We start from the raw sequence: 486 nt of genomic DNA, 5'->3' as shown, positions 1-486 counted from the left end.
CCGCGCCGCTTCGACGGCGGCCGCCAAGAGGTTGCCTTCGCCGGTCGAGGCGACCTTTGAAACCGCGGCCAGGGTCTCTTTCACCTTTGCGCTGTCGCGCCGCCGCTTCGTCTCCTCGATGCGACGGATCTGCGCGGCGCGCACGGCGCTGTTGTCAATTTCCAGGATGTCGATCGGCTCCTCGTTGTCGAGCCGGTACTTGTTGACGCCGACGATGATTTCCTCGCCCTTGTCGACCGCGGCCTGGCGGCGGGTCGCGGCCTCTTCGATCAGTCGCTTCGGCAGGCCGGCGTTGACCGCACGGGTCATGCCGCCCATCGCCTCGACCTCTTCGATCAGCGCCCAGGCCTTTTCCGCGAGTTCATTGGTCAGGCTCTCGACATAGTAGGAGCCGGCAAGCGGATCGACGACCTTGGTGACACCGGTCTCGTGCTGCAGGATCAGCTGCGTGTTGCGGGCGATGCGCGCTGAAAACTCCGTCGGCAG

Annotated in this window: 1 protein-coding gene; it reads right to left on the bottom strand. The window is 65.6% G+C overall.

The features are described from left to right. Nucleotides 1-486, bottom strand: a 486-nt coding sequence (locus IB277_RS37680; protein WP_246812926.1) for a methylmalonyl-CoA mutase family protein, incomplete at both ends; no start/stop codon positions are given.

This window comes from Ensifer sp. ENS07, assembly GCF_014852185.1.
GTDB lineage: Bacteria > Pseudomonadota > Alphaproteobacteria > Rhizobiales > Rhizobiaceae > Ensifer > Ensifer adhaerens.
This window is presented reverse-complemented; position numbering and strand designations above follow the sequence as displayed.